At 66.2% G+C, this 600-nt stretch carries 1 protein-coding gene; it reads right to left on the reverse strand.

The genetic code is table 11. From position 1 onward, the window contains the following. Positions 1 to 290 precede the first annotated feature (290 nt). Positions 291 to 600 (reverse strand): transposase (locus HZZ13_RS37840; protein WP_197964220.1); only part of this gene is annotated, 310 nt, incomplete at its 5' end.

Consider the following 600-nt stretch of genomic DNA (forward strand, 5'->3'; position numbering starts at 1 on the left):
GCCTTGACCGCGACGAGCTCGGCGCCACAATGGAGCGTTCGCAACATGCGCATCGGCGCTGGCAGGCGGGACGTGATGCGAGGCCTGGGCCGTGAACGACAATGCGGCAGGACCGCATCACCTTGTATCCGGTCGGGCACGCGGCCCGGTACCCTGATCTTTCATGCACGGGTGAAGGCAAAGCCCAGCAAGGACGGGACCCATCTGAGAGAGCGGGTGGTTTGCTCCCCTGGATGAGGACGGTCACGCGTCTGTCCTGGCTCACGTCGGCCGTCATTGCGCCTGGCCGTTCAGGAAGCAGAATGCAGCACGGCGCCGGTGGGGATGACACCGGTGGTGAGATAGCGCCACAGCGCGACCATCAGCTTGCGCGCCAGGGCGACGACTGCAATGCGCCGGATGCGTCCTTTGATGTTGCGCACCCGCTCGCGGAACCAGCGCGTCAGCGCGCTGTCCGGTTGATGGACTGTCCATAGCCACGCCAGCTCGATGGCGAGCTCACGGGCCCGCCGGTTGCCGGCCTTGCTGATGCCCTGCTCCCGGCTTCGCTCGCCGCTGTCATAAGGCGTGCCGGTGAGGCCAAAATAGCTGCCGACCTGA

This window comes from Bradyrhizobium agreste, assembly GCF_016031625.1.
Classification (GTDB): Bacteria; Pseudomonadota; Alphaproteobacteria; order Rhizobiales; family Xanthobacteraceae; genus Bradyrhizobium; species Bradyrhizobium agreste.